Annotated in this window: 17 protein-coding genes and 1 pseudogene; 11 read left to right on the top strand and 7 right to left on the bottom strand. The window is 66.9% G+C overall.

What is annotated here, in order from left to right:
- The first annotated feature begins 188 nt into the window (after positions 1 to 188).
- The 11 genes from ACP7EY_RS15955 (at position 189) to ACP7EY_RS15905 (ending at position 18,105) form a co-directional block, all read left to right on the top strand.
- The gene (locus tag ACP7EY_RS15955; RefSeq protein ID WP_426195271.1) at positions 189 to 1,982 is read left to right on the top strand and encodes an SGNH/GDSL hydrolase family protein; all 1,794 of its coding nucleotides are present in this window, start codon (positions 189 to 191) and stop codon (positions 1,980 to 1,982) included.
- 62 nt (positions 1,983 to 2,044) lie between these two features.
- Positions 2,045 to 5,188 (top strand): glycosyltransferase, encoded by a 3,144-nt coding sequence (locus ACP7EY_RS15950; protein WP_426195269.1) that lies wholly within the window; start codon positions 2,045 to 2,047, stop codon positions 5,186 to 5,188.
- A complete protein-coding gene (locus ACP7EY_RS15945) occupies positions 5,185 to 6,804 on the top strand; it encodes a hypothetical protein (RefSeq protein ID WP_426195267.1) in 1,620 nt (539 codons plus the stop codon). The genes ACP7EY_RS15950 and ACP7EY_RS15945 overlap by 4 nt, the downstream gene beginning before the upstream one ends.
- Position 6,805: 1 nt before the next feature.
- Positions 6,806 to 8,191 carry a glycosyltransferase family 4 protein gene (locus ACP7EY_RS15940; RefSeq protein WP_426195265.1) on the top strand — a complete coding sequence of 462 codons (1,386 nt, stop codon included), beginning with the start codon at positions 6,806 to 6,808 and terminating at the stop codon, positions 8,189 to 8,191.
- Positions 8,188 to 9,417, top strand: coding sequence for a glycosyltransferase family 4 protein (locus ACP7EY_RS15935; protein WP_426195263.1), 1,230 nt, complete (start codon positions 8,188 to 8,190; stop codon positions 9,415 to 9,417). Before ACP7EY_RS15940 ends, ACP7EY_RS15935 begins: the two co-directional genes overlap by 4 nt.
- Positions 9,408 to 12,983 (top strand): glycosyltransferase, encoded by a 3,576-nt coding sequence (locus ACP7EY_RS15930; protein ID WP_426195261.1) that lies wholly within the window; start codon positions 9,408 to 9,410, stop codon positions 12,981 to 12,983. Before ACP7EY_RS15935 ends, ACP7EY_RS15930 begins: the two co-directional genes overlap by 10 nt.
- Positions 12,980 to 13,795, top strand: coding sequence for an ABC transporter permease (locus ACP7EY_RS15925; RefSeq protein ID WP_426195259.1), 816 nt, complete (start codon positions 12,980 to 12,982; stop codon positions 13,793 to 13,795). Before ACP7EY_RS15930 ends, ACP7EY_RS15925 begins: the two co-directional genes overlap by 4 nt.
- Positions 13,795 to 14,991, top strand: coding sequence for an ABC transporter ATP-binding protein (locus ACP7EY_RS15920; protein ID WP_426195257.1), 1,197 nt, complete (start codon positions 13,795 to 13,797; stop codon positions 14,989 to 14,991). Before ACP7EY_RS15925 ends, ACP7EY_RS15920 begins: the two co-directional genes overlap by 1 nt.
- A complete protein-coding gene (locus ACP7EY_RS15915) occupies positions 14,988 to 16,130 on the top strand; it encodes a hypothetical protein (RefSeq protein ID WP_426195255.1) in 1,143 nt (380 codons plus the stop codon). Before ACP7EY_RS15920 ends, ACP7EY_RS15915 begins: the two co-directional genes overlap by 4 nt.
- Complete coding sequence (gene galE / locus ACP7EY_RS15910) at positions 16,127 to 17,155, top strand: UDP-glucose 4-epimerase GalE (protein ID WP_426195253.1); 1,029 nt, start codon at positions 16,127 to 16,129, stop codon at positions 17,153 to 17,155. Before ACP7EY_RS15915 ends, galE begins: the two co-directional genes overlap by 4 nt.
- Positions 17,152 to 18,105: a UDP-glucuronic acid decarboxylase family protein gene (locus ACP7EY_RS15905; protein ID WP_426195251.1), complete on the top strand. Its 954-nt coding sequence runs from the start codon at positions 17,152 to 17,154 to the stop codon at positions 18,103 to 18,105. The genes galE and ACP7EY_RS15905 overlap by 4 nt, the downstream gene beginning before the upstream one ends.
- Positions 18,106 to 19,709: 1,604 nt before the next feature.
- Here the strand turns inward: ACP7EY_RS15905 and ACP7EY_RS15900 are convergent.
- The 7 genes and pseudogenes from ACP7EY_RS15900 to ACP7EY_RS15870 form a co-directional block, all read right to left on the bottom strand.
- Positions 19,710 to 20,756 carry a glycosyltransferase family 2 protein gene (locus ACP7EY_RS15900; RefSeq protein ID WP_426195249.1) on the bottom strand — a complete coding sequence of 349 codons (1,047 nt, stop codon included), beginning with the start codon at positions 20,754 to 20,756 and terminating at the stop codon, positions 19,710 to 19,712.
- Positions 20,757 to 22,595 carry a carbamoyltransferase family protein gene (locus ACP7EY_RS15895; protein WP_426195247.1) on the bottom strand — a complete coding sequence of 613 codons (1,839 nt, stop codon included), beginning with the start codon at positions 22,593 to 22,595 and terminating at the stop codon, positions 20,757 to 20,759. It lies immediately after the preceding gene.
- 3 nt (positions 22,596 to 22,598) lie between these two features.
- Positions 22,599 to 22,751: a DUF5989 family protein gene (locus tag ACP7EY_RS15890; protein WP_426195245.1), complete on the bottom strand. Its 153-nt coding sequence runs from the start codon at positions 22,749 to 22,751 to the stop codon at positions 22,599 to 22,601.
- 8 nt (positions 22,752 to 22,759) lie between these two features.
- Positions 22,760 to 23,188, bottom strand: coding sequence for a hypothetical protein (locus tag ACP7EY_RS15885; RefSeq protein ID WP_426195243.1), 429 nt, complete (start codon positions 23,186 to 23,188; stop codon positions 22,760 to 22,762).
- Positions 23,169 to 24,704: an FAD-dependent oxidoreductase gene (locus ACP7EY_RS15880; protein WP_426195241.1), complete on the bottom strand. Its 1,536-nt coding sequence runs from the start codon at positions 24,702 to 24,704 to the stop codon at positions 23,169 to 23,171. The genes ACP7EY_RS15885 and ACP7EY_RS15880 overlap by 20 nt, the downstream gene beginning before the upstream one ends.
- Before the next feature lie 277 nt (positions 24,705 to 24,981).
- Positions 24,982 to 25,295 (bottom strand): annotated as a pseudogene (locus tag ACP7EY_RS15875) (cation diffusion facilitator family transporter); the annotation flags it as partial.
- 2 nt (positions 25,296 to 25,297) lie between these two features.
- A complete protein-coding gene (locus ACP7EY_RS15870) occupies positions 25,298 to 25,840 on the bottom strand; it encodes a cytochrome b (protein WP_426195239.1) in 543 nt (180 codons plus the stop codon).
- Positions 25,841 to 25,928: the final 88 nt, after the last annotated feature.

The raw sequence follows: 25,928 nt of genomic DNA, 5'->3' as shown, positions 1-25,928 counted from the left end.
GCAGGGCCGACACCTTGTTGCTTAGACTCATGAAATATTTTTGCAACTAAAATAGCTCCTAGACACATTGCAAAAAAGAAAATATACTTCGAAAATATGCACGCTAGGTTGCCCGGGCGTCATGCGTGATGGGGCTGCAATAGCGTGGCTGTACGCGCCTTCCCGACCACCTTCACCTGGCCTATGGCATGAGTTACCCCGCACGCAGCGTCACCTCTTCTGCCATCCACGGCGCCGCCGACACACTTGCGCTCTGGGTCTTCGCCGTGCTGGCTGTGTTACAAGCGATCATCGTCGCTGACCTCAGCGATGGCGCGCTACGCACGGTGGGGCTGGCCGGTCTGGCGCTGACGCTGTTACTGACCGTTGTGCCAACTGGGCGGCGCGGCAAGCTGCCGGCGGTCGCCCTGGTCGCGCTGGCGCTGGCCATCAATTTCACCTGGTTTCTCATTGCCGTACCGGACCCCTCGCGCTGGCGGATCATGCTGGTGGCAGTTGCCACGGGCTACGTCAGCACGCTGTTGGCGATCCTGCCGGCAAGTCTGCTGCCCCGCTTGCGACTCGGTATCTGGATCTCAGCGCTGACACTGACATTGACAGTGCCCCTGTCCGAATGGATTTTCGCCCAGACCGAGCCAGGCCGCCAATTGCTGTCGTACAACCCGACGGTGATCCATTGGTCAGGCGGCACCGCGCCCCATCCCGTCCTGGAAGAATACTACCCACCCAACACGGTGGCGACTACCTATTATCGTTCCAACCCGAACGCCTATTTCACCAGGGACGATACCCGCTCGCAGCAATGGCAGCTCAACATCGCCGATCCCGCCAGCGCCGCCGCACTGCAATTTCCCGCCGGCGCCGCCGACCGCGCGACCGTGACGATGGCCCGCGCGGCACAGCAAATCTGGCAGGTGCAGCTGGTCTATCCCGGCTTGACTGTGGCCGACGACGACGAGGTGATGGTGGCGTTTCGCGTGCGCGCCGCGCAGCCGCGCACGATCGGCGTGGGCGTGGGACAAAATCACGCGCCATGGGAATCGCTGGGGCTGTACAAGCAAATCACCGTCAACAGCGTGTGGCAGGATGTGCTGCTGCCGTTCCACACCAAAGGCGGGGACGACCACGCCCGCCTGCACTTCGATCTCGGATCGGACGCCGCCGCCGTCGACATCGAACAAGTCCAGGTGCGCCGGCGCGTCTCTTCAATGAGCATGGTTCGTCCAATTGCCGCCTCCTATTCCGTCGAGTACCGATTCAATGACCAAGGTTGTCGCGGCGCGAGCCTGCCCTCGACGCCGGCAAGCGGCCACCGCCGCATCCTCGTGCTGGGCGACTCCTATGGCCTCGGCGTTGGCGTGCACCAGCAGGACACCATGTCGGTCCAGCTTGAACGGCTCCTCAACAGCGGTTCCGGCACCGCCAGGTCCGACGTCGTCAATTGCAGTGTGAGCGGCTACGCCACCTTGCAGGAGCGTCAGATGTATGCCATCCAGGCGCCGTTTTACCGGCCGGCGGTGGTGATTGTGCCGATGGTACAAAACGACGCCGACTCGTGGCGCGACGATGTCCGCGATGGCTATTTTTACGAGCGCACCAAGTTCGACCGCCTGTTCCTGATGTGGGGCGTGTACCAGGGCCTGCGTCATGCAAAGCCACCGGCAGACTTCAGCAAAAATGTGCAGGAACTGCGCGCGCTGCGCGATGCGTGCGCAAAGAACGGCGCGCGCCTGGTGGTGGTGTCGTTCAGAAACGGCAATCTCGAGCAGGGAGAATGGGGTCGGATGGCAGCTACCATCAAGGCCGGCGTGGCCGGGACCGACATCATCTGGGCCGACCTGGGCGATGCCATCAAGGGCCAGCAGGACTGGCGTTCCCTGTATGTCCATCCAGAAGGCGATTTCCACCCGAACGCCGTGGCCCATGCGCACGCGGCGGCCGAACTGGCGCGCCTGCTGCGCGCCAACGGCCTGGCCAACTAAGCTGGCGCCTGTCCGATGCCGCCCACCACATCCCCGTGCTTGTTGCGCCCCTGGGCGCGACCATGAAGCACCTGTTCATCTGCCGTGAGTATCCGCCAGCGGCGTATCTGCCAGGCGGAATCGGCACCTATGTGCGCAATATCGCCGAAAGCCTGGCCAGCGCCGGTGAGACCGTCGTCGTCATCGCGCACCGCTGGGCCGGCGCCCCGCGCCTGGCCGAGCAGTCGTTCGACGGCCGCCTGACCGTGCACCGTATCGCGCTCGATGAACCGGTGACCGATCCTGCCGCCCTGTCGCCGCTGCGTGGCGACGCCGTCCAGCGCGGCATGCTGGCGTCGTCGTTTCCCGCCCAGGCTTTTGGCTGGCAGGCCGCGTTGCTGGCCGAGCGACTCATCGACAGCGAGGGCATCGACGTCGTCGAAGCGCAGGAGTGGGAAGCGCCGCTGTACTACCTGCAGCGACGGCGCGCCCTTGGCCTCGGTCCGCAACGCCAGCCTGCCTGCGTGGTCCATCTGCATTCGTCCAGCGAAAGTATTTTTAACGCCAACGCATGGGACACGACGGTGGCCGATTACGCCCCGGCGGCGGCGATGGAAGCGTGGTCGATCCGCGCCGCCGACGCCATCCTCGCCCCGAGCCGCTTCATCGCAGACGAAGCGATCGCCCGCTACGGCATCGCCCGCGAGCGCGTGACCGTGATCGCCTATCCGCTTGGCCGCCGCGCCGCCATCGCGTCACAGCATGACTGGTCGGGCAGCACCGTGTGCCATATCGGCCGGCTCGAATTGCGCAAGGGCGTGCTCGAATGGGCGCAGGCGGTCGATCATGCCGCCCACGACTATCCCGCCTTGCGTGCCGAGTTTGCCGGCGGCGACACCCCCGTCGCGGTGACCGGCGTGGACTCCGTGCGGGCCGCCATGCTGCGCCCGATCGGCGCTGCGCGGCGTGGCCGCCTGCACTTTCACGGCAACCTGGGGCGCTCCGGCATGGATGCCGTCATGGCGCGTTCCTTCGCCGCGGCGATTCCCTCGCGGTGGGAAAATTTTCCGAACACGTGCATGGAAGCGATGCTCAGCGGCCTGCCGGTGATCGTCTCGCCCAACGGCGGCATGCGCGAACTGGTCGAAGACGGCGTGACCGGATGGATCGCCGCCGACGGCAGCGCCGCCGGACTGGCCGCAGCGCTGGCGCGCGCGCTGGCCACCACGCCAGCGCAGCGCGCGGTAATGGGCGCGGCAGCCCATGCCGCCGTCCTGCGCCGCTGCGACACTGCCGACGTGGTGCGCCAGCATCTGCTGTTCAAGGGGCAGCTGGTGCAGGCGCATACGACTGCGGCGCCGGCCGCGGGCCGGATCGCCGTGCTTGTCAGCGGCCACGCAAGCACCAGCGAAAACAGCGCCATGCTCGAGGCAATGTTCGCCTCCCTTCGCAGCCAGACCCTGCGCCCGGCCGCAATTGGCCTGGTCGGGATGGCGGCCGGCGCCGCCCGCTGCGCGGCCGCCATCGCGCCGACCATCGAGGTGGCCACCGACTGCGCCATGAACGCCGCCGTGGAGATGGCAGCCGACGGGACTTTTTCGGCTCTGCTGATGGTCGACGTCACGCAGCCCTTGTCCTGCGGCGCGCTCGCTGCCCTTGCCGACATGTTCGCGCGCGATGCGGCGCTGGGCGCGGCCTCAGGCTGGCTGCTGGCAACCCAGCCGGCAGCGTGCGTGCTGATGGCCGAATCGGTCGCCGTGCCGCAGCGCTGGCACGGCGTCGCCGGGCCGCTGGCCTTGCGCGCAGATGCACTGCGTGAACAAGCCGGCACGGCGGCGGCCGATGTCGTCGCGCGCATATTGGAAGGCCGCTGGCACGGCGCGGTCTATCCGGGCATACTCGCGCTCACCGAGCACGGTGCCGCGCGGCCAGCAGGCGAGCGGCACTATTCGGCCATGGCGTTGGCGGTGCGGCGCCTGCACATGCCGCCGGGCCGCTGGCTCATGGAATGTCCGCCGCCCTATCGGCACGCACTGCTCAATCGGGCGCTTGCACAATTGCCGGCAAGGTTAGTGGCACGGCTGGCGGCGCCCCTGGTGGCACCTGAGCGCACCATTGCCGCCATTCCATACAACCCAGATGCCGCACTGGCGCCCGTCCCGGCCCCAAGCGAGCAAGGCGCGCCGCTGGTGTCAGTGATTATCGCCGCCTACAACGGGGCCGACTACATCGGCGCGACCCTGCGCTCGGTGTTCGCGCAGACACTGAGCGACATCGAAGTGATCGTCGTCGACGACGGCTCGACCGATCACACCGCCGCCCTGGTCAGTGCCATGGCCGTGCACGAGCCGCGCCTGCGCCTGATCCGCCAGAGCAACCAGGGAGTGGCGGCGGCGCGCAACCGCGCCATCGGCGATGCGCGCGGCACCTATGTCGCACCCGTCGACGCCGACGACCTGTGGGCGCCGACCAAGCTGGCGCGGCAAGTGGCCCGCATCGAGCAATGCGGCCCCGAGACAGGACTGGTGTACTGCTGGTGGGCCTGGATCGACCAGCACGGCGCCCTGCTCGACCGCTCGCCGCGCTGGCGCGAAGAAGGTAACGTGCTGGCACGGCTGTTGCAGATCAACTTTACCGGCAACGCCAGCATTCCCCTGTACCGGCTCGCCTTCGTGCGCCGCCACGGCGGCTACAGCGTGCGCCTGCGCGATCTTGGCTGCCAGGGCTGCGAGGACTGGGACCTGGTGCTGCGCATCGCCGAACACAGCGCCGTCGCCTGCGTGCCGGAGATCCTGGTCGGCTACCGGCGCTACGCCACCAGCATGTCGGCCGGCTGCGCCGTCATGTGGCGCTCGGGCACCCGCGTGATCGATGAACTGGCGGCGCGCCAGCCGGCCCTCGGCGCCGCCGCAGTTCGGCACGCGCGCGCGCAACTGGCCATGCACCTGGCCGGCGTGGCGTTCTGGTCGAAACGCTACCTCGCCGCCTGCGGCTGGGCCTTGCGGGTGCCCTCGGCCTGGTTGTCACTGGCCATTGCCATGCCGGTGCTGCGCATGCTGCTGCGCCGCCTGGTGCAGCCAGGCAGGCCAGGTCCAACGACCGGGCACGATTGGCAAGCGGCCGACGGCATCGCCGAACCGTTGATCCCGTACGACGCCATCTATGCGCGCCACTGGGCAGCCACGTCCCCCATTGCCGCGCAGCGCTTGCGCCGGGAGCGGCCGTGAAGCGCCTGGACGGACTCGCCCGTTGGGCCGCATCGGCCCCGCTGCAGTGGCTGGCGCTGGCACTGGCGACCGGCGCACTGATTTACCTCGACTGGGGCCACGACGGCCTGTGGTTCCAGGGAGATGCGCCACGCCATGCGGCCACAGGCCTGTTCTTCGCCGATCTGCTCGCGGCGCTGCCGGCGCACCCGGTCGACTACGCGCTGTCCTACTACGTGCGCTATCCGATCATCACGCCACTGCTGTATCCACCGCTGTTTTACGTGGCCGAAGCGATCGGCTTTACCGTCTTCGGGCCTTCGCCGTGGCTTCCCAAAGCCATCGTGCTGGCCAGCGCCGCCGTGGCCGGCGCCTACAGCCTGCTGTGGGGACGCCGCTGGATCGGCCCGCCCGCTGGCTGGGCCGGCGCCTTGCTGCTGCTGATGCCCGGCATGCTGTTGTACGCCAACACCGTCACGCCCAATGTGCCTTCGCTGGCCCTCACAGTGGCCACCCTCTACCACCTGCGTCGCTGGAGCGACGGCGACGCCGGCCGCCATCTTGCACTGTTCATCGGCCTGGCCGCCGCCAGCGTGCTGACCTATTACCCGGCGGCGCTGGTACTGGCGGTGGCGGCATCGTGGACCTTGCTGGCCGCGCCGCGCAAGGCCGGTTGGACCATCATCTTGCTGAGCGCGGCCGCGCTGGGCACGATCATCGTGCTGGGCAGCCTGCTGCCGCTCAACCTGCTGAGAAACCGTCCCGTGCTCGCCAGCCTGTTGAGTGCCCCTGGCTGGCAATTTTATTGGCAGGCGCTGCCCGCGCTGGTCGGCACCGCCACGCTGGCGCTGGCGGTGCCAGGCGCCCTGCTGGCGGCGTTGCGGCCACAACGCCGCCAGGAAGCGGCCCGTTACGGCCTGGCCCTGCTGGTCACGCTCGCCTGCCTGGTGGTGCTGCCACCCAAAGACGCCCGCTATGCCCTGCTGCTGCTGCCGTTCGCCGCCCTTGCCGTCATGCTTGGCGTGATCACCTGCGCCGACGCCGTGCGCGCGCCGCGCGCCTGCGTGCTGGCCGTCGGCCTGCTGTGCGCCGCCGGCGGCGCACTTGCCGGCTGGCACAAACAGCAAGTTGCCGTCGTCGCCGGCTTCGCGCCGCTGGCGCGCATGCTGGCCAGCGAGGGCCCCGACAACGCCGTCCTGTACGCCGGCCGCTACGATGGCGTCTTCGGTTTCTACCTGCGCCTGGCCGACCCGCACATGCGCCAACGCGTCGCGTTCGCCCACAAACTGCTCTACCAATACGACCTCGCCGAGGGCTTCGAACGCATCGAACAGCCGCGCATCGACGCCGCCGGCGACGTCGCCGCGCTGGTGGCGCAGCGCTGCGGCTGCCGCTGGGTGGCGTTCGAGGTGCGCGAGGACGCCACCCTGACCGTAGCGGACCGCTTGCTCAGAAGCGCCCTCGCCGGGCCGCCCTTCGCGCTGGTCGCCTCCTTCCCGCTGGCCGCGCCAAGCGCCATACGGGTCGATCTTTACCGGCTCGCGCTGCCGGTGACGCCGTCGCCAGCGCAAGACATCGCCTTTCCCACCTTCGGCGCGCGGGTCTACCGTGGCATCGCACCGCTCAGACCACGCTGACATGAAGCGATTACTGACCTCACGCCTGCGACCTGTTGCCTTGGTCGCCCTGCACGCGGCCCATGCCGCGCAGCGGTGGCGCCTGCGCGCCGAATCGCTGTGGAGCGACCGGCCCGGCGCCGGCGCGCCTCGCCTGCGCGTGGCGGCCACGGCATGCTGGCAATTTCCCATCTATTCGCAAACCTTCGTCCAGCAGGAAGCAGCCGCGCTGGCCGCAGCCGGCTTCGAGCTGCGCTTTTGCTACGCTGAACTGGGCGAGCACGCCGACTTGTCGGTGTCGGCCGCCATCCTGTGGGGCCTGAAGCGGCGCTTGATTCTGCATGTGAGTACGGCCGCCACCGACCTCGCCTACTACCAGCGCCGCATGCCCGACAAGCTGGCCGCGCTGGTGGCGCTGCTGTGCGAAGCGAGTGGACTATCGCGCGACCAGCTGTATTGCCACGAGCATTTTCTGTACGCGTTTTCCTTCACGCGGGCCATGCAGGCGTGGCGCCCGCACTACCTGCACAGCTATTTTTTTTATGAACAGTCGCTGTTCGCGCTGGTGGCAGCGCACATGCTGGCGATCCCGCGGGGGGTTAGTTGCTATGCCGACCATCTGCTGGACGATTACGCGCTCAAGGTGGTGCCACTGCACCTGCGCAGCTGCGCCGTGGTGGTGGCCACCTCGAGCCGCATCGGCGCCGAACTGAACGCCCTGCACGGCGCCCCGCTGCCAGCGGTGCTGGTCAAGCCGAACGCCATCGACACCGCCAGCTTCACGCCGCGCTTGCGCCCGCAGCACCGGGCCGAGGACCTGGTGCGCCTGCTGTGCGTGAGCCGCATCGATCCAAAGAAGGGGCTCGAATACCTGATCGAGGCGACCGCACTGTTGCGCAGCTGCGGCTACCGCGTGCACACCACCATCGTCGGCGCACCCACCCCGGACAGCGCCGAGAGCCGCTACGAGAGCGACCTGCGCGCCCAGGCGGCGCGGCTCGGTGTCAGCGATGCCATCGATTTCGCCGGCAAGTGCAACAGCGCCGCGGTGCGCGTGCACCTGGCCGCAGCCGACGTCTTTGTCGCTCCCTACGTCGAACTGGCCAATGGCGACAAGGACGGCATCCCCACCGCGGTGCTCGAAGCGATGGCCTCGGCCTGTCCCATCGTGGCAACCGATGCCGGCTCGATCGGCGAAATCGTCACCCACGACCGCGAAGCGTGGATCGTGCCGCAGCGCGACGGCGCCGCGCTGGCGGCGGCCATCGATCACCTGCTCACCAGCGCCGGTCTGGGCGCGCGCCTGGGTGCAGCGGCGCAGGCGCGCGCCGTGGCGCAGTTCGATGTCGGCGTGTGCGAACACGCGTTCCATCAGCGCATCCGCGCTGCGGTCAAGGCGGCAATATGAAAATAGCCCTGCTGTCGTTCGAATATCCCCCCGAGACCGGTTTTGGCGGCATCGGCACCTATACCTGGCACCATGCGCGTGGCCTGGTCGCGCTGGGCCACGAGGTGCACGTGCTGGCCGGCGCCACCACCGCCACCGCCATGCGCTCAGAGATGCGCGATGGCGTCATGGTGCACCGCTACTGGTCGGGCGAGGCGGCGATGGCGGTCTTCAACGGCTTTGGCCGGGTGCGTTTCTGGTGGACCCGTCAACGGCTGCAGAATGCCTGGAGCATGCGGGCCGGTCTTGCTGAACTGGAGCGCATGCACCGCTTCGACGTCGTCGAGATGCCCGAATGCGGCGCCGAGGGTGCGCTGGTGACGCGCCGGCGCGAGCTGGCCAGCGTGGTGCGCCTGCATTCACCGGCGCAGCTGATCATGGGCTACTACGATGTGCGCCGCGGCGACGTCAGCCTGTGTTCGGCCATCGAGCGGCAGGCCATCGTACGGGCCGGCGTACTGACCGCCTGCTCGCGCTTTGTCGCCGACGCGACCACCGCGCAGCTGGGACTGAACCGGCCCATTGCGCACATCACCAACGGCCTTGACATCGACTGGTTCGACAGTCTGGCCAACAGCTTCGATGTGCACAGCCACTACGGGCTGGTGCGCGCACGGCCCATCGTGCTCTTTACGGGCAGGATGGAAACACGCAAGGGTATCGATGTGCTGCGCCAGATCGCCATGCTGCTGCTGCAACGGCGCGAAGTGAGCCTGGTGCTGGCCGGCGACGACCTGTTCGGCCACCTGCGCGAGACGCTGGTGCCGGCCCTGGCGCAGCTGCCCCTCAAAGGCAGCCTGCACTGCCTGGGCGCGCAGCCGAACGCCGACCTGCGCTCGCTGGTGCGCGCCTGCGACGTTTTTTTGCTGCCCAGCCTGTGGGAGAACTGCCCGTATTCCTGCCTGGAGGCGATGGCCGCCGGGCGCGCAGTGGTGGCATCGCGCCAGGGCGGCATGCCGGAGCTGATTGACGACGGGGTCGATGGTTTGCTCGCCGATGCGCACGACGCCGCCGCTTTCGTCGCCCACATCGAAGGCCTGCTCGACGACGCCGCCCTGCGCGAGCGGCTCGGCGCCCGCGCCCGCGCTGCCATCGAACGCCGCCACAGCCATATCGAGGTGGCGCAACAAACGCTGACGCACTATCGACTCGCCATCGCCGCTGTCGGGGAGCAAGCATGCCGATGACATCGTTTGCCCGCTTGAGCGAGACCGCGCGCTGCGCCGACTGGTGGTCGCACAAGATCCCGCCGCTGCTGGCAATCGCGGCGGCCGGCTGGCTGCTGTCGGGCGCCACGCCGAGCAACTGGACGGCCGCGCTGTCGGCGCTGGCCGCGCTGGTGTGCGTGGCGGTGTTCGGCTACGTGCTCAATGACCTGTGCGACATTGATGCCGACCGCCTGGGCGGACGGCGCAACCGCATGGCGGCGCTGGGACATCGCGCGCGCGCAGGCGCCTTGCTGCTGCCCGTGGCCTGCCTGGCGGCGATCGTCTGGCAGGCCGCCGATATGCCGCTGGCACTCCTGCTGGGCCTGAACTTGCTGCTGCCAATCGCCTACTCGGTGCCGCCGCTGCGCTTAAAGGGGCGCGGATTGTGGGGTGCCCTGTTCGACGCCGCCGGCGTGCATCTGCTGCCGGCGCTGATCGTGGCGCGCGCGGCAACCTTGAGTATCGATGCGCCCGGCCCCTTCATCGGCGCCGTCGGCTGCTGGGCTGCCCTGGCCGGTGTGCGCGGCATCGTCCTGCACCAGGTCGCCGATCACCAGGCCGACAGCGTGGCCGGCGTGCGCACCCTGGTCGGCACCATCGGCATAGGCGCGGCGCGGCAGCTGGTGAGCTGGCTGCTGCCAGTCGAATTGCTGGCCCTGTGTGTGCTGCTGGCGCCGCTGGTGGCGCGCGCGCCGCTGGCAGCGCTGCTGCTGGCCGCCTGCGCGCTGCTCGAAGCGGTCAAGCGCCTGCGCGGCTGGCGCCAGCCCGTGTTCGAGCCAGCCGACAGTTCGCGTGAACCCTATGTGCCGTTCCTGAACAACGAAATGGTCGAGGTGTGGCTGCCGCTGTCGCTGCTCATTGGCCTGGCCATGCTGGAACCGCGCGCCTGGCTGATGGTGCTGGGGTTTGTCGGGCTGTTCCATGCCAGCCTGCGCCGCGCGCTGCGGCAAGCGGCGCGCGCCTGCCGTGCGCGCTGGCCCAGCACCGCGCCAGCCGCACCGCCGCCGCTGCGCGTACTGATCGGCGCCACCAGTTGGACCGTCAATGGCGTCAACGTGTTTTCGGCCAATCTGGCGCGCGGCCTGATCGCGGGCGGCGCCGAAGCCACGATCCTGTTGACCGAAAACGACAGCGAGCTGGTCTCGACCAGCGAACGGCTGCTGCCGGCAGCGCCCGACCTGCCGTTCGCCTCGCTCGGATTGCACCGCACGGCCAGCTGGGGCGCGCACTGGGGCGCGATGGTGCGTACGCTCGATGCAAACGCGCCCTGCATCTATATTCCCAATTCCGACTGGCGCCACTCGAACGTCTGCCCGCGCCTGTCGGACCGGGTGATCGTGGTGGGCATCGTCCACAGCGACGACCCCCTCCATTACGATCACGTGCGCCGCCTCGGCGCCAGCTGGAACATCGTCGTGGCCGTCAGCGAGGCAGTGGCCAGGCACACGCTGGCGCTGTGTCCGCATCTGGCCGATCGCCTGGTGGTGATCCCGATCGGCGTGCCCATTCCCGAACGCCAGCCGGCACCGGCGCGCGCGGCGCCGGTGCTGCGGCTCATTTACCACGGCATCTTGAAGCAGCACCAGAAGCGGGTGCTCGACTTGCCGCGCATCGTCGCCGCCGCAGCGGCGCGCGGCGTGCCGCTCAAGCTGACCATCGTCGGCGCCGGTCCCGACGAGCAAGCGCTGCGCCTGGCGGCGGCGCCGCTGGTGGCGCAGGGCCTGATCCATTTTCACGGCCTGGTTGCCCCGGAAGCGGTGGCAGCCTTGCTCGAACAGCACGACGTCTACCTGCTGGCGTCCGAATTCGAAGGCATGCCCAACGCCCTGATCGAGGCAATGGGCAGAGGTTGCGTGCCGCTCGTGTCGCGCATGGAAAGCGGCATCCCGGAGCTGATCGACGATGGCGTCAACGGTGTGCTGGCGACGATCGGCGATGCCGAGTCGTTTGCCGATGGCATCGCGCGGCTGTGGGCCGCACCGGCGTTGCGCCAACAGATGGCGGCCAACGCGTTCGCCTCGGTGCGCCACGGCGGCTTTCGCGTCGAGGACATGGTCGCCTCCTACCGGCACGTGTTCAAGCGCGCCGCCGAGGACCTCGCCGCCGGCCGTTTCAAGCGCCCGGCCGGATTGCTCGACCATCCGCCGGCCAGCGTGGCCGGCGTCAGCCTGTTTCCCGTGGCGCTGCCGTTCACGTTGCCGCAGGTCGGCAATTTCCCTTCGATCGACGATGCCGAGCAATACCAGGAGCAGTTGTCGCAGGCGGTGACGCCCACGACGGCCCTCGGCCTGGACGAGCTGGCCAGGTCGCTGGCCGGCATGCGGGTATTCATCGCCGCGCCCGTATGGACGGCCAACGGCGTCAATGCCTGGTCGGAGGACGTGGCGCGCGCGCTGCAAGGCGCCGGTCTCAAGGTCAGCCTGCTCTTTACCGAGGAGACGACGGTGCTGGTCAATATCGACGCCGACCGTTTGACGCGGCCGACCGACATCGACTGCATCGAGCTGGCCGTGGCCGGCGAGGACAACTGGGGCGCCCGTTGGGGCGCGATGATCAGTTTGCTCGAATCGAATGCCCCGTGCGTCTATTTCCCCACCTTCGACTGGCGCCATTCATGCATCAGCGCGGCGCTGTCGGACCAGGTGCTGGTGATCGGCAGCTTTCACGACACTGGCCCACTGTACCTTGAGCACGGCGCGCGCATGGGGGCCAGCTGGAACGGGGCGATCGCCACCGACCGCGTGGTCGCGCGCCAGGTGCGAGAACAGCTGCCGGCGCTGGCGCCGCGCCTGGCCATGATCCCGCACGGCCAACTTGGCGCGACAGCCGCGCCGAAAGAGCGCGCCACGCTGCTGCTGCTGGCGCCGCCCGAGAGTGACCCGGCAGCGCTGGCCTGGCTGGTCGAGCTGGCGCGCGCCATGCTGCAGTGCGCGCCGACCTTGACGCTGCTGGTACTGAACTCGGCGCCGGCACAGGCGGCCGTCCTGGCCATTGACGGCATTGACATCGCCGGCGCCATCAATCGCCAGCAGATGCGCGCCCTGTTTGGCCAGACGCTGATGGTGGTCGCCGCCGATAGCACGGGCGCCAATTACCGCAGCCTGTGCGAGGCCATGGCACACGGCGCCGTGCCGCTGGTGCACCCGCAACTGGCGGCGCAGTGGCCGGCGCTGGCCAGGGCCGGCGCTGTCGTGGCTGGCAGTGCCGACGCGGCGGTGGCCGCGCTGGCCCGCCTGCGCGCCGACGGCGCCGCCCACGCCGGGCAGATGGCCGGCTTCGCCGTCGACAGCGGCTACAGCGACCGCCAGATGCTGCACGCGCTACTCGAGCTGCTCCATCGGGCACGCCTTGATGGGGAAAGTTACGCGTTTCGACGGCGCCGCGGACCAGTGTCTGCGCCGCCGGCGCGCATCGACGGCATCGACATCCTGCCGCTGGACCTGGCCTACCACAGCCGCCTTGGTCGTTTCGCCTCGGCCGCCGAGGCCGGTAGTTTCGCCGCCAATGCGCGCCTGCGCAGCATACCGAGGAGCACTCCAGCATGACCATCCCCGTCCCCGCTCGACGCGAGCCGCTGCTGCCGGGCGCCTTTTATCGCTATTGGTACCCGCTGCTGGCGCTGTCGCGCCGCGAACTGCGCAAGCGCTACGCGACGACCGTGTTTGGCGCCTTGTGGACGGTGCTGCTGCCACTGGCAACGCTGGCGATCTATCTGACCGTGTTCGTGTTTATCCTGCGCTCTGGCCGCAGTGACAGCCAGGCCTGGCATTTCGCCGTCAACATGCTGGCCGGTCTGCTGCCGTTCCAGGCCTTCGCCGACGGCCTGCAGCGCGCTTGCCCGTCCTTGCGCGAAGACCGCGCCCTGCTCGATCGCGAACAGTTCCCGGCCGAAGTGGTGGCCGCCTCGCGCGTGCTGAGCACCTCGGTGAGCGAAGTGGCCGGCCTGGCCCTGCTGCTGCTGGCCGTGGCGCTGCACGGCGAGCCGCCCGGCCCGCTGGTCTTGCTGCTGCCGCTGGCGATCGCCTTGCGCATCTTACTGACGGTCGGCATCGGCTGGTTCGTCAGCATCCTGTCCGTGTTCATCGCCGACGTCGCCGAGGTGCTCGGCTTTGTGCTCACGGCATGGTTATTCCTCACGCCGATCTTCTACAGCGCCGAGGCGCTGCCGCCGGCACTGGCGTGGACGCTGACGGTCAATCCGCTGCACCACCTGGTGTCGATCTACCGCGCGCTGCTTGTGCATGGCCCGTTCGACTCGAGTGCGGTGGCGATCCTGCTGGTGTGGGCAGTGGCGGCGGCGGCGGCCGGGCTGTGGATGCACCGGGCAACCATCGACCGCGCCAAGGATTTTCTCTGATGTACAGTATTCGCGCCCGCGTGGTAAACAAGGCCTTCCGGCTTTACCGCAACCCCATCGACAGCCTCAAGGAAGTGCTGCTGCGGCGCAGCTACGGCGAAACGGTCAGCGCCGTGCGCGACGTCAGCTTCGAGGTGGCCGCCGGCGGCTCACTTGGCATCGTCGGTGCCAATGGCGCCGGCAAATCGACCCTGCTCAAAATGCTGGCCGGCGCGCTGGCGCCGACCAGCGGCAGCATCGAACGGCATGGCCGGGTCGCCGCGATGCTACAGCTCGGCGCCGGCTTCCACCCGGACCTCAGTGGCCTTGAAAACATCCGCGTCGGCTGCGCCGTGATGGGCCTGTCGCCGGCGCAAACGGCAGCGCTGATGCCGCATATCGTCGACTTCGCCGAGCTGGGCGAGTTCATCGACAAGCCGGTGCGCATTTACTCGTCCGGCATGTATCTGCGCCTCGGCTTTGCCGTCGCCACCGCCAGTGCGCCCGATATCCTCGTGGTGGACGAGCACCTGTCGGTGGGCGACCAGCACTTCCGCCTCAAGTGCATGCGCCGCATCAAGGCACTGCGCGAGGGCGGCTGCGCCCTGGTATTTTGTTCGCACGATATGTATGCCATCGGCGAAGTGTGCGAGCGCACACTGTGGCTGCGCGACGGCCAACCGGCCATGCTGGCCGATACCGCTTCGGTGCTCAAGGCCTACCAGGACCATGAGCGCGACCGCGATGGCGCTGCGGCGCAGGCGCTACCGGCACCAGCGCCGGCCGATCCGCGCCGCAGCGGCACCGTGTTGCGCGACGTGTGCCTCGGTTCGGACGCGCATGCCGGTGTCATCGCCACCGGCCAACGGCTGACACTGCGCATTACCGCCGACGTGAGCGAGCAGGCGTGGCGCGACGGCGTCCATGTCGGCATCGTCATCGTGCGCAACGACGCGCTCTGGTGCTACGGCATCAGCACCAAGATGGATGGCCTGGCCAGCGGCATGCAGCGCCTCGACGGCACGCTGTGCGCCGTCACCTTCGTCATCGACCAATTGCCGCTGCTGTCGGGACAATATTCTTTCACCGTGGCGCTGATGGACAATCTGAGCCCGCTCGTGTTCGACTCCAGGGCCGCGGTGGCGCCGTTCGCCGTGCACCACGACGGCAAGGACGTCGGCGTCGCCTTGCTACCTCACCGTTGGGAACTTGCATGAACCAGTCGCTTACCGCCGCCAGTGGCGCCGACGACGTAGACCTCGCCGCCGCCTGCACTGCCATCGTCGACTACCTGGCCAGCAGCCAGGGCGCCGACGGCAGCTTTCCCACCTACCGCGCCTTTCCCGCCGCAGTGCCGTCCTATGTTGGCGCCACCGCATTCGCACACTGGTTCAGTTTCGGCGAATGCCCGTTCTGCACCGCCAATATCGTCTATCACCTGGCCGACATCGATGTGCCCGGGGTGGCGGCCATCATCCGTAAAGGCTGCGCTTCGCTTGCCCGTGGCATGGAAAACGGCGTGGCGCGCTACGTGCCGGCGCACGCCAAGCCGATTGATTTCCCCACCGACGTCGACGACACCTGCCTGGCCGCGCTCGCCCTCGAGCGCAACGGCGTCGCCAGTGGCGTCAACCTGGCAATGGTGTTCGAGAACATCACGCCTGGCGGCGACATCCTGACCTGGCTGGTGCCGCGGCCGGCGCCCTGGTACCGGCGTGTGCGCCACCGCGCCGAGCGCCGCTGGCTGCGCGCCGACAAGGCGGTGTCGGACGCGGCCATGCGCGCGTATGGCACGCCCGCAGCCGTCATGGCGCTGATCGACGCCGAGTACCGCGACAGCTTCGAGCCTGGCATCGCCGCCAATGTGCTGCTCCATTGCGGCATCACGCCACGCACCCGAGTGCTATTGGCGCGGCTGATTGAACGGATCGAGACGGCGCAGATGCCGCCCGGTTATTACGCCAGCCTGAGCGTGGCCTACTTCCACGTGGCCCGGCTGGCGGTGCACCGCATCGACCAGCTCGAACGCGTCAAGCCGACCATCCTCGCCCATTTCGCCGCCCTGCAGCAGGCCGACGGCATGGTCGAGACGCCTTTTCATACGGCGCTGGCGGCACTGTCGTACATGTACTTCGAGGCCTGGGAGGCGCCGCAACTGGCGCGCGCGGTGGACTACCTTGCGCGCCATCGCATGCACACAGAAGGCTGGCTGCCCTGGCATTACTGCAACGACCTGCACGGCGTCTTCATCGACGGCGGCGCTGAACTGACGGCAACCCTGTATCTGGAAGTGCTGTACCGCTGGCACCAGCGCAGCGTAGCCGGTCGGGCAAATGGAATCAATCAAGGAGCATGAGCATGCGGGTACTGGTCGTTGGAGGGGCAGGTTATATCGGCAGCCATGCGCTGCGCGTGCTGGCGCGGGCGGGGCACCAGGTGTGGGCCTACGACAATTTAAGCGAAGGCCACCGCGCGGCAGTGCCGCCCGGGCTGCTGATCGAAGGTGATCTGCACGACGGCACACTGCTCGAGAAGGTATTGCGCGAGCATGCCATCGAGGCGGTGATGCATTTCGCCGCCTGCGCGCTGGTCGGTGAATCGATGGTCGATCCGGCCAAGTACTATCACAACAATATCGTCGGCACGCTGTCGCTGCTCGAAGCGATGCGCCGCGCCGGCGTCAACCGCATCGTCTTTTCGAGCACCACCGCCACCTATGGGGCCGCCGTGACCATCCCCATCACCGAAGACGAACCGCAGCGGCCCATCAATCCCTATGGCTATTCAAAAATGGTGGCCGAACAGGCCTTGCAGGAGTATGCGCGCGCCTATGGCTTCGCCACTGCCGCGCTACGCTACTTCAATGCCGCCGGCGCCAGTCTGGAAGGCGGTATCGGCGAAGCGCACACGCCCGAATCGCACCTGATTCCGAATATTCTGAAGGTGGCGCTGGGCCAGGCCGAGCGCGTGCTCATTCACGGCATTGATTACCCGACCGCCGACGGCACCTGCGTGCGCGACTATGTCCACGTCGACGACCTGGCCGATGCCCACCTGCGCGCGCTGCAGGCGCTGGTGCCGGGCGTAGCCCTGCAGCTCAATCTCGGTAGCGGTACCGGCTACAGCGTGCGGCAGGTCGTCGACGCCTGCCGCGCCGTCACCGGCAAACCGATCGAGGCGGTGAGCGGACCGCGCCGGCCGGGCGACCCGCCGATACTGGTGGCCGACAGCAGCCGCGCCAGGGCCCAGCTGGGCTGGAGCGCCAGTCGCTCGGACCTGCACACCATCGTCGCCAGCGCGTGGCAGTGGCACCTTTCTCATCCGAACGGCTACGGCGACACTGCCGCCGACGGCGCGCACGCACAACAGGAACGGGCATGACGATCAAAACAATTCTGGTCACCGGCGGCGCCGGTTTCGTCGGCTCGCACCTGTGTCGCCGCCTGCTCGACGATGGCGCCGCCGTCATCTGCGTCGACAATTTTTCCACCGGCAGCGAGCGCAATGTCGATGCCCTGCGCGCCCATCCGGCGTTCACCGTGCTGCGCCACGATGTCACCGAGCCGCTGCGGCTCGAGGTCGACCAGATCTATAACCTCGCCTGCCCCGCCTCGCCCGTGCACTATCAGCAGGACCCGGTGCGCACCACGCGCGTCTCGGTGCTGGGCGCGCTCAACCTGCTGGAGCTGGCGCGCAGCACAGGCGCACGCATCTTGCAGGCCTCGACCAGCGAGGTGTATGGCGACCCGCAGGTGCATCCGCAGCGCGAGGACTACTGGGGCCACGTCAATCCGACCGGTATCCGCGCCTGTTACGACGAGGGCAAGCGCTGCGCCGAGTCATTGTTTTTCGACTATCACCGGCAATACCAGACCGATATCCGCATGATCCGCATCTTCAACACCTATGGGCCGCACATGCATCCCGAAGATGGCCGCGTGGTGTCGAACTTCATTGTCAGCGCGCTGCGCGGCGAGGACCTGACCGTGTGCGGCGACGGCCAGCAAAGCCGCAGTTTTCAGTACATCGATGACCTGATCGAGGGCATGGTGCGCGTGATGAACAACCGCGACGGCCTGATTGGTCCCTTCAATATCGGCAATCCGGTCGAGATCACGATCGCCGAGCTGGCGCGGATGGTGTTATCGCTGCTGCCCGACAGTGCCAGCCGCACCGTCGCCATCGCCGCGGTGCAGGACGATCCGCAGCAGCGCTGCCCGGATATTTCGCGCGTGCGCGAGGCGCTGGGCTGGTCGCCCAAGATCGACCTCGTTACGGGGCTATCGAACACCATCGCCTATTTTCGCCACCACCTGCAGGCGGAGCATTGAAGCGCCACAGCGCGGCGCCGTTGCGGCCGGTGTTCGCTTGCACCCTGATCCTCCAGGGCGTAGGGCTGATCCTGGCGGCGCTGCTGTGCCACACCATCAACGTGCCGACGCTGCGACTGCGCATCGAAACCCCGCTGATACTGGGCGCTGGCGGCGCGCTGCTGGTGCTCGGCCTGGGCGCGCTGGCGGCACGCCGGCTCTCGCCGGCCTGGTCGATGGCGGCCGTCTTCGCGACCTTGCCCGTCACCGTCGCTTTCGCACTGGGCTACCAACCAGTACGGCCGGGCGATTTCACCTTGCTGCTCGGTGCACGCTTGTGGCAATCGGCCACCGAGTGGACCGACATGAACACCACCGCCGATCCGGTGGCCGGCCACAAGGGCAAGCCCAACAGCACGGCGCGCCAGTCAAACCGCGATTTCAACGTCACGTACCGGACCGATGCCGACGGCTGGCGCGTGATGCCGGCGCCCACGCCCGACCCCAGCGCCGCGCCAGGCGCTCCCCCAACGGTCTGGTTCCTTGGCTGTTCGTTCACCTTTGGCGCCGGCGTCGAGGACAGCGAAACGTACGCATATCAGCTGGCCGCGCACGCGTGGCCGCATGCGCGCGTGCGCAATTATTCTTACTCGGGCTGGGGCACGACCAATGCGTACCTGGTCCTCAAGGACAAGCTGGCCCAAAAAGAAAAGCCCGACGTTGTCGTCTATGGCCTGATCAGCCACCATATGCGCCGCAATTACCTGCGCCAATCGTGGTTCTCGGTCAACGGCAGTGACAAGCCGATCCCCCACTTCGAGCTTGAGCAAGGCCGGCTGCGCTGGGACGGCTTCATCAGCCGCAGCGCAGCCATCCTGCCCGACTCGCCCGAGCTCGACCGCAAGGAATTGGCACTGACCGTGGCGCTCATCGGCGCCATGGCCGAGATGTCGCGACAGCGCGGCGTGCCTTTCGTTGTGCTGGTGCTGCATAGCGATCAGCCTGCGCTGGTGGACGCCGTGCGCGCAACACCGAACCTGTCTGTGCTCGACGTGAGCCAATTGAGCACGGCGTTTCATCCGCACGATGGTCATCCGACGGCGCTGTGGCACCAGGCGGTGGCGCACGCCATTGCCGCCGACCCGCTGCTGGCCCGCGTGAGCGTAAAAGCCGCGCTGCATGCGCCGGCGGCGATTGCCGATCCGCCCATGCGGCTCTGGCACATGTCGCGCTCATCCGACGTTCCCGCCACCAGCCGTGCCACGATCGTCTATCCCGCCGCTGCCGGCGCGCCGCTGGGGGCCCAGTTCAGTGGTACGCCGGTGGACGATCCCTGGAAGCTCTATCTGCACCGCTTCGGCTTCGACATCGTCGCCGGCCGTCGCTATGTCTACACGATGCGGGTGCGCGCCAGCGCGCCGCGCACGCTGCACTATCTGGTCAGCAGCGGCGGCGCGCCGTGGGGTAATCTGGGACTGGAAAAACAGCTCGCGCTGGGCACCGACTGGCACAACGTGCGCGAAGAGTTCACGGCCACCGGCAGCGACAGCAACGCCCAGATCATGCTGTTGCTGGGGGGCGCCACAGCGGCCGTCGAAGTGGACGGCGAACCGCAGCTGCGCGCGCTAACGGGGGCGCCGGCCGAGACGCCACTCGACCCAGCAGAACGCGAACACGGCGCCGCTGTAGACGTACACCAGCTGGTGAAAGGCCATCGCCAGCAGCGCGAAACGGCTGCCGTGACGGCGGCGAAACAGAGAAAACAGACGGTGGTTGGCGCCGATGGCGGCGCCGCCGAGCAGCGCAGCGCACAGTAAAGCCGGCAGCGGTGGCGCCAGCAGCGGCGCGGCCAGGGCAGAGAGGAACAGCGCGGCCAGCAGCGCGCGCCAGCGCTCCGAATGCCGTACATTGAGCTCGTCGCGCAGCGTGCCCCGCGCGAGGATCAAGCGCGACCACGGCAGCGCGCGGCGCAAGATGTCAGTCGCCAGCAGCTCTTTCAATCGCCATACTTTCAGGTGGGTGCACAGGATCGCCGGGTCCAACACGACCGGCATGCCCAACGCCGCCATCCTGGCCCCCATGTCGATGTCCTCGATCGACGGCTGCGGATAGCGCGCCCCATCAAAGCCGCCGACGGCGGCGAAGGCGGCGCTGCGCACGGCGCCGCAGCCAGCCCAGAAGCTGGACGATGCCCCGCCGCTGCGCTGATGCTGGTGGTGATGCGCGAGGTTCTTGTACTGCGAAAAAAAGCCGGGCGCGGCCGGTTCATCGTCGTACGAACCAAACAGCGCGGCCAGCGGCGCACCGCCAGCGCCGCCAAACACCGCGCCGATCCGCTCGGCCGCCTGCGCATGGACGACAACGTCAGCGTCGACAAACCACAGGATCGCAGCGCCCGCCGCGCGCGCGCCCACGTTGCGGGCGGCGCCAGGTCCCAGCCGTCCGCCCGAGGTCATCACCGTTGCCCCGGCCGCCCGCGCCAGCAGCATCGAATCGTCGGTGGAGCCGTCATCGACGACGATCAACTCTGCGACCTCGCCACGCGCAAGCATGGCCGTCAATGGTGCCAGTGAACGGGCCAGGAAGGCGCTGCCATTATAGACGGGCATGATGACGGCGATGGCGGCCGGATTGGCCCCGCCGTGGGGCCGCTGCGCGCACATCGTCACCATTTAGTCCGGCGCAAACGCATGCTGGTAATCGCGCGCCAGCGCGGGGTCCTGGGCCGACTTGCGCAGGTAGGCGTTGCCGATGGCCAGCACGTCCATGCCGGTGCCCATGAAGCAGCGGAAGGCGTCGCCCGGCTCGCACACGATCGGCTCGCCGCGCACATTGAACGAGGTATTGACCAGCAGCGGACAGCCGGTCAGGCGCTTGAACTCGGTCAGCAGCGCGTGGTAGCGGGGATTGGTCAGCGCATCGACGGTCTGAATGCGGGCCGAATAGTCGACGTGGGTGACGGCGGGAATCTGCGAGCGCGCCACGTTGAGCTGGTCGATGCCGAACAAGGCGCTGTCGGGGGCGCTCATGGGAAGGCGCCTGTCGAGCTTGACCTCGGCCACCATCAGCATGTAGGCACTGGTGGCATCGATGTCGAACCAGTCGGCGGCATCCTCGGCCAGCACCGATGGCGCAAACGGCCGGAACGACTCGCGAAACTTGATTTTCAGGTTCAGTGTCTTTTGCATGTCGACGCGGCGCGGGTCGCCCAGGATCGAACGCCCGCCCAACGCCCGCGGGCCAAATTCCATGCGGCCTTGAAACCAGCCAGCCGCCTGGCCGTCGGCCAGGTCGGCGGCGCAGCGCGCCACCAGCTCGTCATCGCAAAGCACCTCGTAGACGGCGCCCAGGGCGCTCAGGCTGGCGTTGATTTCTTGCTGGCTGAACGACGGTCCCAGGTAGCTGCCGCGCATGCTGTCGGCGCCGTTGGCGGCCAGCGTGCGCGGCATGCCCAGCATGCCGTGGTGGGCCGACAGTGCCGCCCCCAGTGCGCCGCCAGCGTCGCCGGCGGCCGGCTGCACCCAGATGCGCTTGAAGGCGCCGTCGCGCAGCAGCTTGCCATTGGCCACGCAGTTCAGGGCAACGCCGCCGGCCAGGCACAGGTCACTCAGGCCCGTCGTGCGCGCTGCCGCGCGGGTCAGACGCAGCATGATGTCCTCGGTCACCTGCTGGATGGAGGCGGCCAGGTCCATGTGGCGCGTGGTGAGCGCCTCGTGCGGCAGGCGCGCCGGACCACCAAAGAGCTGCTCGAATCGGGCATTGACCATTTTCAGGCCCGTGCAATAGTCGAAATAATCCATGTTCAGGCGGAACGAGCCGTCGTCCTTGACGTCGATGAGGTGCTCGCGGATCAAGCCGGCATAGGTGGGCTGCCCGTACGGCGCCAGGCCCATCAGCTTGTATTCGCCCGAATTGACCTTAAAGCCGGCGTAATACGTAAAGGCCGAATACAACAGGCCCAGCGAATGGGGGAAATGCAGCTCGCGCAGCACTTCCAGTGCATTGCCGCGGCCGACCGCGAGCGAGGACGTGGCCCATTCGCCCACGCCATCGAGCGTGAGCACGGCGGCCGACTCGAACGGCGACGGATAAAAGGCACTGGCGGCGTGACTGAGGTGGTGCTCGCCGAACAGCATGCGCGCGGCCCAGTCGACAGCAGGCGCCAGGTTGGCCAGTTCACCGATGAGCAGGTCCTTCAAAAACAGCTTTTCGCGCAGCCACACCGGCATCGCCTTGCGAAATGAAGCGAAGCCGCGCGGCGCGAAGGCGATATAGGTTTCGATCAGGCGGTCGAACTTGAGAAAGGGCTTGTCGTAGAAGGCCACGTAATCGACGTCCTGCATGCTGACCCCGGCCTGCGCCAGGCAGTACTTGACGGCGTTGAGCGGAAAAGCCGGATCATGTTTGACGCGGGTGAAGCGCTCTTCCTGGGCGGCGCCGACGATGACGCCATCGCGCAGCAGGCAGGCGGCGCTGTCGTGGTAATACGACGAGATCCCGAGAATGAACATCGGTCAGAACAGCGTGTAAATGAACGGCGCCAGCGCCGAACCCTGGGCGAACACGATCAACGCCCCGAACAAGGCCATGACGATCAGAATCGGCATCAGCCAGAATTTTTTATGCGAGCGCATGAAGTCCCACAACTCCGCGATGAATCCAAGCATGGTGTTCCTTAAAATTGCTTTTTCATTTGTTGATCGGCACGTCCCGGCGGCGTGCGCTCGATCCAGTAACTGCGCGCCTGCCGATCGAATTTCAGCCGCAGCAGATCCTTGCGCAGTAATTTGCACAAGAGGCCGGTAGTGACAAAGGCCAGCAGGTAGATCGCCAGCAGCGCGAGCGGGCTCACCAGTGTGTGCAGCAGATGTCCCAACTTCGACCACAGGCGGTTCAAACGGGCCAGCGTGACCGGGCGCCACAGGGCGATGGCCAACACCAGTAGCGCCAGGCCCAGGCTCCACAGGCGCGGTGCGCCGTGCGCGGCCAGTGGCAGCAGCCCGACGATGGTAAAAAAGGCGCTAAAGACGAGGCCGAAGCTACGGTCGGAACTGCCGGCGGGTGCGCGCGCGGTGGCACCAGGTTCAGGTAAATGGTCGTTCACTGGGCCTCGCGGTAGGGTTAAGTGGCGCCGGCCGCAGGACGTAGCGGTTGGCGCTGTCGGCTTCGTCGGCGCTGCGCATTTCGTGATAGTGGGGATCAAGGTTGACGGCCATGGGATCGAGTTGCTCGCCGAGCAGGCGGCGGCCCATGATCAAGCCCATTTCAATCGAGTGATCCGAATTGTTGTAGCGGAACGAGCCGCTGCGTCCAAGGATGTGCAAGCCTTCAAAGCCGGCCAGAAATTGATGGATCACGGCCAGGTTGGACTGGTAGGCCAGGTCGTACACAGGGTAGGCGTCGGTGGTACGGACGATCGCGTAGTCTTTCAGGTCGCCGGCCGCGATCAAGCCGAGGCGCTGCTCGAGATCGTCGACGCAGCGTTGCACGATGTCTTCGTCGGCCATGTTCCAGATCGCATCACCCCGTGAACAAAAACACTCGAGCACCAGCGAGGTACAGCCCGGCTCTGGCACCATCGCCGCGCTCCAGTTTTTCGGCTCGTGCAGGCGGCCGAACAACACTTCCTCGTCCTGCACGTACAGCCAGGTGTCGGTGGAGACGCGTTCGCGCGCCAGGATCAGGTTGACGGTGACGAGCGCGCGAAACTGCAGGGCGCGGGCGGCAGCGACGACGGCCGCGCCTGGCGCCGGGCTGAGCATTTGTACGAGACGGCCCAACGGCATCGACGACACCAGCGTTTCGCAGTCGACCTTGTGCTCTTGACCGCCACAGCGGTAGTGCAGCTCGAACTGGTTTGGTCCGTGGTAAATCACCCGGGATGCCGTGGCGGCCACGATGACCTCGCCGCCGCGCCCCACCACCTGCTCGGCCATGCGCTCGGGAATGCGCACGAAGCCGTCGCGCGGATACATGAATTGGTCGATCAGGCTGGCGAAGGCCGGCTGCTTGCGGCCCACGGCGTCTTTCAGCAAGGTCCAGATCGACAAACCCTTGGTGCGCTGGGATACCCAATCGGACGAAAGTTTCTCGCACGGGAGACCCCACACTTTTTCCGTGTAGCGGCGAAAAAACATGTCATACAGTTTGCTGCCGAATTGGGCAATATAGGCTTCGCGCATATTCGCCGGCGGGCGCGCGCGCAGCAGCTGGACCACGGTCGCCCAAATAAACACCAGGCCCGCGTGGGCCATCACCAGCAGGCTGGAACGGCGGAACAGATCGACGATATCGATCGGGTACAAATAATACTTGCGGTCATAGTAAATACGGCTGATGCGCTTGACCAGCACCAGTTCGTCACCCATCAGGCGACGCAGCCAGGCATTCAAATCTTCATTTTTGCTGAACCAGCGGTGTCCGCCGAGGTCAAAGGCATAGCCCTTGTAACGCACGGTTCGGCACAAACCGCCGACAAATGCGTTGCGTTCGATGACGGTCAGGTCGACCCCGCCTTCGCTCAGTTCGTGTGCCACCGCCAGTCCTGCCGCGCCGGCGCCAAGAATGACCGTCTTGCCCGGTGCGCGCAGTGGCGCGGCAGGTCGAAGGGGCGCATTCATGCGCGGCCCTGCTGCCTGAACCGGACACGGACTGCCATAAAACAGTGGGTCGAGCGGACAAAAGTCGGAAGAGGATCCGGCTGGGCGATCATGGCATTAGCGCACTGCCGTGCGGCAGCCGATGATAATTAGCGAACCATAATTGTATCCTATAAGAAAACTTATAAATATGATTTATTTAACCATTCCCCAAGATGCGACGCCAATCGCAACTGCCCGCCCCTGCGCCACCGAATCGACCCAAGTCATCCATTTCGGCGGCTTTTCTGGCATCGCCGCGCCCCATCAATTCGTGCAGTGCATCCAAGGCGAAGCCCCAACCTATTTTGCCGATCATTGCACCGACAATCAGGGCGGCGATGGGGTCTGGCAAGGGGAAGCCGAACGGACGTGCCAGGCATTGGCGATCAGCATACTGAACTTCACACGCGTTGCCACTTTCAACATGTAGCGGAACAACAGGGCAAACCCATGCACGACCGGAATGGTCTCGGGGTTTTCCAGTTTGCCAACGGCAGCCCACGCCATGCCTGCGCCGACGGCCATGAGTAACAGGTCAACGGCCCGGGAGGCACCGTTTTCGAAGCGCTGATCTATTTGGGCAGCATCCTGCGCAGCGTATCATCGCGCACGAGATAGTGGTGGTACAAGGCCGCCGCCGCATGCAAGCCGATCAGCACATAGCCGACGCTGGCGCCAGCTTCATGCATCTCTTTGAACCAGTCGGCCAACTGTTCGCTGGCACCCACCAACGGTGGCAACGACAGGCCAAAGAACACCACCGGCACGCCCTCGGCGCTGCGCATGGCCCAACCGAGCAGTGGCATGCCCAGCATGAAGCCGTACAACGCCAACTTCATCAGGCGCGCCGCCAGTACTTGCAAGGCAGGCGGCGGCGGCGAAATGGCCGGCACCGGCCCAGCCAAGGAGATGGCCAGCCGCAGCAGCGCCAGCACCAACACCGAAATACCCAGCGTGTAATGCCAGCTTTTCATGGCCTCGCGCGCCGCACTGCCCTTGAGGAAGTATCCGCGTAGTTCCATGCTTGCAAACACTGCCACCAGTAGCAGCAACATCAGCCAGTGCAGCGCGGCGGGTAGCCATCCGTACTGCGTATTACTGTTTCGCCATTTCATGGGTAATCCTCCTTCGATGCGTTTTCAGCAGAACCGTCATCGAAACGATGAACGACAGACCCAGTGTAAAGGCGCAGTTGTTAAGGAA

The sequence above is a fragment of the Massilia sp. DWR3-1-1 genome (assembly GCF_049898325.1).
GTDB lineage: Bacteria > Pseudomonadota > Gammaproteobacteria > Burkholderiales > Burkholderiaceae_D > JAFCUW01.
Note: the sequence above shows the minus strand (reverse complement) of the source record. Positions and strands in the feature narration are given on the sequence as shown.